Raw genomic sequence first — 8,777 nt, forward strand, 5'->3', positions numbered from 1 at the left:
CTACTGCTGCGCGTTGCCGCCGATACGCTAGGCCGGCGCGCGGTAGCTATCACGCTAAAATCGCCCTATATGTCGGGGCGCGAGATAAAAGAGGCGGTGGAATTTACCCGTACTTACGGCATCAGGCATGAAATTTTAGAGCTAGAAGCACCCGAAGCGGTAAAAAATAATCCGCAAGATCGCTGCTACGTCTGTAAAAAGGCGGTTTTTACGCGGCTAATCGAGCTGGCAAAGCATCTAGGCTTTACAAACGTCGCCGACGGTACGAACTTAGACGACCTTGGCGAATACCGCCCGGGGCTTAAAGCAAAAGACGAGCTTGGCGAATACCGCCCGGGGCTTAAAGCAAAAGACGAGCTTGGCGTGCTTTCGCCACTTAAAGGCCTCAAAAAATCAGAGATTAGAGAGCTTAGCCGCGAGCTTGGACTGCCGACCGCGGATAAGCCCAGTTACGCGTGCCTTCTGACGCGTTTACCGCACGATAGGGAGTTTTCCGCGGAGGAAATTTCGCTCGTGGAGCGAGCCGAAAATCTGCTAATCTCGCATGGATTTTTAAACATTCGCGCGCGATTTGACGGCAAAGCCTTTAAGCTGCAAATGGGTGCGAGCGAGACTAGGCGCTTTTGCGCGGGAGATTTTAGCGCCGTCGTACGCGAGATCGCCGCGCTTGGCGAGTATGATATTTTGCTTGATTTAAAGGGACTTCGCGGGGAGATTTTAAATGACGAAAGATGAGGCTTTAAATTTCATCCGTACCGTAAAATCGGGTGAAAAAAGCGAGCACGAAGCGATAGAGTTTTTACGGGATTTTCCTTTTAGCGATGCGGGCTGCGCCAAAATCGACACTCAGCGTGCTTTGCGAAACGGTACTGGTGAGGTGATATATGGGGCAAATAAAACAGATGATGAAATTTTGCAAATTGCTAGTGTGATCGGCGAAAAAAATGAAAATATCCTAATCACAAGAACAAATGAGAATGTTTTTGAACGCATACGTGAGATCTTTCCGCAGGCAAATTTTAATGCTCGTGGCCGCGTCATCAGCGTCAAATTTAAAGAGCCCGCGCTCACGCAAAGCTACATCGCGATAGTTTCCGCAGGCACCGCCGACGGCGCGGTAGTGGAGGAAGCGTACGAAACGGCGAGATTTCTAGGCAACGATGTGAGAAAAATTACCGATGTTGGCGTGGCAGGACTACATAGGCTGGTCGCAAAGCTCGATGAGATACGTGATGCAAAGGTCGTGATCGCGGTGGCGGGCATGGAGGGCGCACTTGCTAGCGTGTTAGCAGGCCTTGTAAGCTCTCTAGTGATCGCAGTGCCTACCAGAGCGTGGGATATGGGGCAAATTTTGGAGGACTAGCGGCACTGCTAGCGATGCTAAACAGCTGCGCAAACGGCGTCAGCGTCGTAAATATCGACAACGGATTCGGCGCCGCGTATAACGCGAGCCTGATAAATCATCTCTGAATTTTACGCCGCTTGCGAGGCAAATTTAACGGCTAAATTTAAAAGAAAAGCGTTGCTAGAGGAAAATTTAAGCGAGCAAAAAAGTGCTGCAAAGCGCATGCAAAAGCTGCAAACAAGGCAAAGCGCGCGAACTAGGCTAGCATTTTTAGCCGCGGCTGGCATGATTTTAGCGGTAGAAATTTACATCGCGATCTGCGTAAAGGGCGGCTTTGTGCGCCACTACACGGGCGACGTTTTGGCGGTTATCTTGCTTTACGCTTTGACGCGGGCTACATTTAGCGCGCCGCCGTCAAATTTGCCACTTAAAATTTTCGCGTTCGCGGCAGCCTCGGAGCTCGCGCAGTATTTTGGTGCCGTGCAAATTTTAGGCATAGAAAATAAAATTTTAAAAGTAATGATCGGCGGAACGTTTGATTTCGCCGATCTGCTCTGCTACGCGGTTGGCTGCGTCCTAGCGGGCGCTTATGAAAAATTTGAAAGTAAAATTTGGCAAATGAGAAGCGATGGATAAACAAAAAGCTGTGCAAAAGATGATTGAGGTCATGGCGAAATTTGTCGGCTACACGGGCAAGGTACTGCCCGACGACGTGACGGCAAAGCTGCTGGAGCTTAGCGAACGCGAGACACAGCCGCTGGCAAAGGAGATCTACAAAACAATGTTTGAAAACCAGCGCCTTGCAAAGCAGCTAAACCGCCCGTCCTGTCAGGATACTGGAGTGATCCAGTTTTTCGTAAGATGTGGCGCAAATTTTCCGCTTATCGGCGAGCTTGAAGAGCTACTGCGAGAGGCGGTGCTGCAAGCTACTCGCGAGGCTCCGCTGCGCCATAACAGCGTCGAGACATTTGACGAGTATAATACCGGCAAAAACGTCGGCAAGGGCACGCCGAGCGTGTTTTGGGAGATCGTGCCAAATAGTAGCGAGTGCGAGATACACACCTATATGGCAGGTGGCGGCTGTAGCCTGCCTGGCAAAGCGACCGTTTTGATGCCTGGCATGGGCTATGAGGGTGTCGTTAAATTCGTCATGGATATAATGACGAGCTATGGCATAAACGCCTGTCCGCCGCTACTGGTAGGTGTTGGCGTGGGTACTTCGATCGACGTAGCGTCCTTGCTTTCTAAAAAGGCGCTGATGAGACCTTTGGGCTCTAAAAATCCAAACGAACGAGCCGCATTAACTGAAAAGTTGCTAGAAGATGGCATAAATAAAATAGGTCTGGGCCCACAAGGCATGAGCGGCGCAAGCTCCGTGATGGGCGTACATATAGAAAACTGCGCTCGCCACCCAAGTGTCATCGCCGTTGCTGTAAATGTAGGCTGCTGGTCGCACCGCAAAGGCCACATCATCTGGAACGAGCAGCTAAGTTTTGCTGTAAAATCGCACAAGGAGTTCGCGCTATGAGTAAGAAAATTTTAACCACGCCGATCGCGCCAGAGGATCTTTCAAATATCAAAATCGGCGACGTGATCTACCTCACGGGACACATCAGTTTGTAGATTTGGCTAGCACACAAAGAGAGCTAGCAGATGAATTAGGAGCTAAGTTTTTAGAATTTTGTAGTTCATACCTAAATGAAAAATGTGTTATTGCCAAAAGTGAATTTACTTACCAAGAATCTTTTTTGCCAGCAAGCCTAACTATCGAAGCCTACACTAAAAAACCGACTGCTAACACAACAATGGTAGATGCGTACATTGGTAATGTGCATTTTAGGTTAAATTATGATTATGTATATGAAGAGTATGATGATGACCATTTTAAAGATGAATATGCGTATCAATATCTTGACTTTCAAATATAACAAGTGCTATAATACAACCAAGTTACATTTAAAGAAATGAGGGTAAATCATGGCAAACGGAGATTATGAAGTAACTCATAATAGGATTCTTAATAGTGTAAAGAAAAAATATCATTCATACAAATGTAAAGTAGGCAAGATTGCTGATAATATAATAGACAGAAATTTTAAAGCTGATAAGCCGTTACAAAAATGGAGTACTGATGTATCTCAATTTAACTTTTCATGGGGTAAATGCTACATTTCACCAATACTTGATATGTATACAAATGAAATAATCTCTTATGACTTATCCTTAAGTCCTAATTTAGAGCAAATATCTAAAAAGATTTTGTTAACTTCTTTATATTGAGGATAGGAGACTATATAAAAGATTTTTACTATTAATTAGAAAGAGTGGATAAATGGGAAAAGGTTTCTTTAAGAATAAAAAATTATGCATATTGGTTCTCTTTGTATTGCTATTGCTTTTAATACTAACTTTTATTTGTTTAGGAAGATATCCGGTTAGCCCCTATAAAGCATTTATGATTATATACAAAACAATAACCGGAGATGTTAGCGGCTTAGATGTATATGAAACTAGTGTAATAATTGACATAAGACTACCTAGAATACTTATGGGAGTTTTAGTAGGTGCAGGGCTATCACTGGCAGGAGCAGCATATCAAACTGTTTTTTCAAACCCTTTAGTTAGCCCGGACATACTAGGGGTGTCTTCAGGAGCAGGTTTTGGGGCGGCTTTATCTATATTATTATCCCTAGACATGATAGTGACTCAGCATGTTTCTTTGCTTCTGGGGCTTTTAGCAGTTTATATAGTTTTAAACCTATCCAGAGTAAAAAAACGAACAGATTTGTATGTGTTAGTTTTATCCGGAGTAATTGTAAAGTCACTATTTGATGCTTCAATATCATTTATTAAATATATAGCAGATCCGGAAGATAAGCTTCCAACTATCACTATGTGGTTGCTGGGAAGTTTAGCAAGTGTATCCTATAGAGACCTTGTTATTTGTTCAATAATAATAATACCTTGTATTTTCGGCTTCTTTCTATTAAGGTGGAAATTGAATCTTTTATCTCTAGATTCTGATGAGGCTAGGTCTTTAGGAATTAATGTAAAAAAATTACGTATTGTGGTTATCTTACTCTCAACATTGATAACTGCAACTACAGTTTCTGTATGTGGAATTATAGGATGGATAGGTTTAATAATTCCCCATTTGGCGAGAATGGTTATCGGAAATGATAATAGGTACCTTATTCCAACTTGTTGTGTTATGGGAGCAATTTATTTATTACTGATAGATACCCTTTCAAGAGCAGCTACAAGCAATGAAATTCCCATTTCAATATTAACAGCATTTATAGGTGCGCCATTATTCATAACTATACTTAGAAAGAATTCGGGAGAAAGAAGATGATACTCCAAGTTAAAAAAGGTACTTTTTCATATGACAAGAGAAAAATTTTAAAAGATATTTCATTTGATTTAAAAGAAGAAGAAGTAATGTCTATTCTTGGACCCAATGGGGTGGGTAAAACTACTTTCTTAAGGTGTCTTATGGGGTTTTTAAAATGGGACACGGGAAAAGCCTTATTGTTCGGCAAAGATATAAATGAATATGCAGAAAAAGAATTATGGGAAAACTTAAGTTATGTTCCTCAAGTTAAGAAAAGTGTGTTTAGTTATGGGGTTTTAGAAATGGTTGTGATGGGTTTAGACAAGGAAAACAGTTTTTTCCATATCCCTACGAAGGAAGATTATGATAAAGCTTATGAAACTTTAAAAGAATTAGGAGTTGAAAAGCTATCAAATAGATACTGTGATGAGCTATCCGGAGGAGAGCTTCAAATGGTTATGATTGCGAGAGCTCTTGTTTCTAATCCAAAACTTCTTATTTTAGATGAACCGGAGTCAAACCTGGATATGAAGAATCAAATTAGAATCATAGAGGCAATTAAACATATAAATGTAAATAAAAAATCTGCTTGCATAATAAACACTCATTTTCCTAGTCATGCATTGCAGATATCTGACAAAACTTTGTTTATCGGTAGTGACTACAAAACAACCTTTGATGAAAGTTCGAAAGCCATTACTGAAGATAACTTACAAAAGTATTTTCAAATCAAAGCTAAAATTTTAATTTTTCAAGCAGAAGAAGTTGAATACAAAACAGTTGCACCTTATAAAACCATATAGAACTGTTAGAAGGAGGTTAATGAATGGAATATAGAAAATTAGGATCTACAGGCATACAAATTTCAAGAATATCTATGGGAAGTCATCACTTAAAGAATCCTCAAGATATAGATAAACATGCAGAAAATTTCTTCTATGCATATAAACAAGGAATAAATTTCTTTGAAACCGGCGATACTTATGGAAACAATTGTTCAGAACTTATATTAGGTATAGCCATAAAAGAAATGAAGAAGCATAAAAAACCATTTTATATTATGTCAAAGACACATGCCGGAGATTCTAAAACATTTCGAAAAAATCTTGAAAATTCTTTGAAGAATTTAGGAATAAGTTGTATTGACTCCTTTACTTGTCTTTGGGGTGTAAAATCTTTTGAAGAATGGAGAGGAGCTAAAAACTATGGAGCTATAAGAGAGATGGAAAAAGCAAGAGAAGAAGGACTTATTAAGCATATTACTTTTTCTTCACACTTACAAAATAAAGAACTAATTGAGATGATTGGGGAGTATAAATTTGATTATAGTTTACAGGGCTTTAATATAATTAATTCCAAATACAGATTAAAAGGAATAATGAAGACTCATGAAAAAGATATAGGGACAATAGCTATGAATCCGCTGGCAACAGGAGACTTGTTGCTTTATGAAGATATATTTAACGCTATTCGTATAAAAGAAGACCAAACTTTGGTTCAAGCGGCATATGCATATATTCTGTCCTTTCCCTTTATAGATTCTGTACTGGGAACCTTTAATTCAAAAGATGAAATTAATGAAGCTATTAAAACCCTATATCAAGAACCTTACTCTGCTAAAGAAAGGAGTGAACAAGAAGGAAAATTAAAAGAAAGAATTAATCAAGTTGATTTAGAAAGAAAGATAGAAGTTGGCAAAGCTCTTAGACAAAGACCTCATATATTAAGAGAAGAAGTTGCAGATTTGTTTGGAGTTTATCCACTAAGTGTATAATTTTCGAAGGAGGAAAAATGAAAAGAAGGATTAGTTTATTATTATTTTTAGTACTAGCATTAATTTTAAATGCTTGTGGCGGCAGCTCTCAAAGTAATAAAAATGAAATCAGTGAAAACAAGGAAAAAGAAGCTAGTCAAGTGCAAGAAGTTAAAAAGGTAAAAGAAAGCGAATACTCGGTTACTGATGTTAGAGGAAAAACGATTAAATTTGAAAAAACACCGGAAAGAATTGCAACGGTGGACAAGCCTCTTCCGTCTATAATATATGCAATTGATGGAAAGACAGATAAAATTGTAGGATGCAACCCATCTTCTATTAAAGCTTTTGAAGAAAGTGTTTTAAAAAACATGTATCCACAACTAGCTAATGCGAATACTAAATGGTGTTCAAAGGACTCAGTTGTTAACGTGGAAGAGTTATTGAAGCTAAAACCGGATGTAGTGTTTATTTATTTGAATAGTGAGAAAGAAATTGAAAAAATGGAAGCTGCAGGACTTAAGGTAGTAGCTTTAAAGAGGGCAGAATTTGACAGTATAAAAGAAAATATAAAAATAATATCTGAAGTACTTCAAAAGAAAGAACGTGGCGACTTATTAGTTGAATATATGGACAAAGGAATTAATGAAGTAACATCAAAGTTAGCTGAAATAAAAGATGAAGATAAACCAAAAGTTATAGAGTTTTATAGTGACATGAAAATAGCTATAAAAACATACGACCATTGGATGAAACCAAGTGGAGCCTATAATCCGGCCCACGAGCTTAAGGGTAAATTGGCTGAAGTGGACATGGAGCAGATGATTGTATGGAACCCTGATATCATTTATTTAGGAAATCATTCAGACTTAATGCCGGAAGACTTTATTGAAAATAAGCAGGAAGGTAGAAACTGGTCAACAATTAAAGCTGTAGCTAACAAACAAGTATACAAAATTCCTATAGGTGTTTATAGGTGGGATCCTCCTGGGGTTGAAACTCCGCTTACAGTTAAATGGGCTGCAAAAATACAGTATCCACAATTGTTTTCAGATATGGACATGGAAGTAGAGTTAAAGAATTTCTTTGAATATGTATATGATTACAAATTATCAGATGATGAAGTTGCTACAATATTGAGGAAGTAGTTTTAACAAGAAAGGAAGAAACATGGATAAAATAAAAGTATTAGAAAAAGGACATGAATTAGAATATAGCTTTGATGATTTACTAAACTATCATGGTGTAGGTTATCCCGGGGGAGTAGCTCATGCATTTCAAGTCATGAGTAGAGCCTTTCCACTTTTAGATGATGGGAAATTATTAGAAAGAAGAGAGATATATCTTATTACAGCATTTCCTGGACCGGGAGGGCTAGATGCTTTTGAAATGGTAACAAGATGCGTAACAGATGGTAGAATTTCCGTTGATATTAATTTAAAAGAAGCTGAAGAAGTCTTAGAAAGTCCCCATGGAAGATATTATTTTAAATTCAAGTATAGAGATAAAACAGTTGTTATAACCATAAAGCCAGGTTTTGTACTAAAAGAATTTATTGAATTAGCAAGAAAAGAAGATAGAAGTGAAGAAGAAGAGACTACTTTGATTCAGATGAAAAAAGATATGGCAGCAAGACTATTGGCCGCTAAGCCCGAAGAAGTATATAACGCAAAAGTTCTATAAAAGAAAAAGAGAAGGGTTTTGATATGTACCCTCCTTACTGGACAAACCAGTAAGGAGGGTATTTTTTTGAAAATAAAGATGCGTTTGAGTTATTAGTGTTTGGTTCTTATGGAACAAAATACAGTAATTTTTTAGGCTGTATAATAAATATGGGGTTTTAGGGACTATCCCTAACGAGGTATTTTTGTCTGACTTGTCAGACAAAAAGTATCCTCGCCCAGATGAAATAAAAGATGGCTTTTTGATGGATAATATTAAATGTATGTGAATAGTAAACTGGTTATGGATTTTGCTTTTTATTCTCTATTGATCCATTTAAGATAAGATAAAGAATATATGGTGAAATCTTAAAAACTATTGCACAAAATTTACATCCAGCCTATATCCAGCAGCATTAGCATAGGCATTTAAAGTAGAGATTGTTGGGGAAATTTTAGAATTTAAGCTCTCTAGTCTTGAGATATTACTCTTGCTAGTATTCATTCTACTTGCTATCTCATCTTGAGTAAGATTTGCCGCTTTTCTAATCTTTATAAGCTTTAACTTTAAATCAAATTCAACTTCTAGTCTATCGTACTCTTTTCTCACTTCGTCTTTTTCTAGTGCTTTTGCTTTAAAATCTTCAAAAGTAGGTCTCATTTTATCTCCTTTGCTCTTTGTAT

General features: G+C 38.3%; 10 protein-coding genes and 3 pseudogenes. 12 read left to right on the forward strand and 1 reads right to left on the reverse strand.

The genetic code is table 11. The features are described 5' to 3' along the window. The 12 genes and pseudogenes from Q0296_RS07395 to Q0296_RS11550 all read left to right on the forward strand — a co-directional run. The coding region (locus tag Q0296_RS07395) for an ATP-dependent sacrificial sulfur transferase LarE (protein WP_298038754.1) at positions 1-735 on the forward strand (735 nt) is incomplete at its 5' end. Further along, positions 722-1,470: pseudogene (larB, locus tag Q0296_RS07400) on the forward strand (nickel pincer cofactor biosynthesis protein LarB). The gene Q0296_RS07395 and the pseudogene larB, both read left to right, overlap by 14 nt. 52 nt (positions 1,471-1,522) lie before the next feature. Beyond that, entirely contained in the window at positions 1,523-1,981 is a 459-nt protein-coding gene (locus Q0296_RS07405; protein WP_103634029.1) for a DUF2809 domain-containing protein, read from the forward strand. After that, positions 1,974-2,873 (forward strand): L(+)-tartrate dehydratase subunit alpha, encoded by a 900-nt coding sequence (ttdA, locus tag Q0296_RS07410; protein WP_298038760.1) that lies wholly within the window; start codon positions 1,974-1,976, stop codon positions 2,871-2,873. Before Q0296_RS07405 ends, ttdA begins: the two co-directional genes overlap by 8 nt. 97 nt (positions 2,874-2,970) lie before the next feature. Beyond that, positions 2,971-3,273, forward strand: coding sequence for a hypothetical protein (locus tag Q0296_RS07415; RefSeq protein WP_021086679.1), 303 nt, complete (start codon positions 2,971-2,973; stop codon positions 3,271-3,273). A gap of 100 nt (positions 3,274-3,373) precedes the next feature. Next, positions 3,374-3,595: pseudogene (locus Q0296_RS07420) on the forward strand (IS3 family transposase); the annotation flags it as partial. 82 nt (positions 3,596-3,677) lie between these two features. Next, the gene (locus Q0296_RS07425; protein WP_009295487.1) at positions 3,678-4,700 is read left to right on the forward strand and encodes an iron ABC transporter permease; all 1,023 of its coding nucleotides are present in this window, start codon (positions 3,678-3,680) and stop codon (positions 4,698-4,700) included. Beyond that, positions 4,697-5,482 (forward strand): ABC transporter ATP-binding protein, encoded by a 786-nt coding sequence (locus Q0296_RS07430; protein ID WP_298038767.1) that lies wholly within the window; start codon positions 4,697-4,699, stop codon positions 5,480-5,482. The genes Q0296_RS07425 and Q0296_RS07430 overlap by 4 nt, the downstream gene beginning before the upstream one ends. 23 nt (positions 5,483-5,505) lie before the next feature. Beyond that, a complete protein-coding gene (locus Q0296_RS07435; protein WP_298038770.1) occupies positions 5,506-6,453 on the forward strand; it encodes an aldo/keto reductase in 948 nt (315 codons plus the stop codon). Positions 6,454-6,470: 17 nt separating this feature from the next. Continuing rightward, positions 6,471-7,580 (forward strand): ABC transporter substrate-binding protein, encoded by a 1,110-nt coding sequence (locus tag Q0296_RS07440; RefSeq protein WP_298038776.1) that lies wholly within the window; start codon positions 6,471-6,473, stop codon positions 7,578-7,580. A gap of 22 nt (positions 7,581-7,602) precedes the next feature. Next, on the forward strand, positions 7,603-8,115 hold the full coding sequence (locus Q0296_RS07445) for a hypothetical protein (RefSeq protein ID WP_298038779.1): 513 nt from the start codon (positions 7,603-7,605) through the stop codon (positions 8,113-8,115). Positions 8,116-8,174: 59 nt separating this feature from the next. Further along, a pseudogene (locus tag Q0296_RS11550) lies at positions 8,175-8,261 on the forward strand (TetR/AcrR family transcriptional regulator); the annotation flags it as partial. A gap of 208 nt (positions 8,262-8,469) precedes the next feature. On the opposite strand, the gene Q0296_RS07450 reads toward Q0296_RS11550, so the two are convergent. Continuing rightward, entirely contained in the window at positions 8,470-8,754 is a 285-nt protein-coding gene (locus tag Q0296_RS07450) for a helix-turn-helix transcriptional regulator (RefSeq protein WP_148823302.1), read from the reverse strand. Positions 8,755-8,777: the final 23 nt, after the last annotated feature.

It is taken from the genome of uncultured Campylobacter sp., from assembly GCF_937890585.1.
Lineage (GTDB): Bacteria > Campylobacterota > Campylobacteria > Campylobacterales > Campylobacteraceae > Campylobacter_A.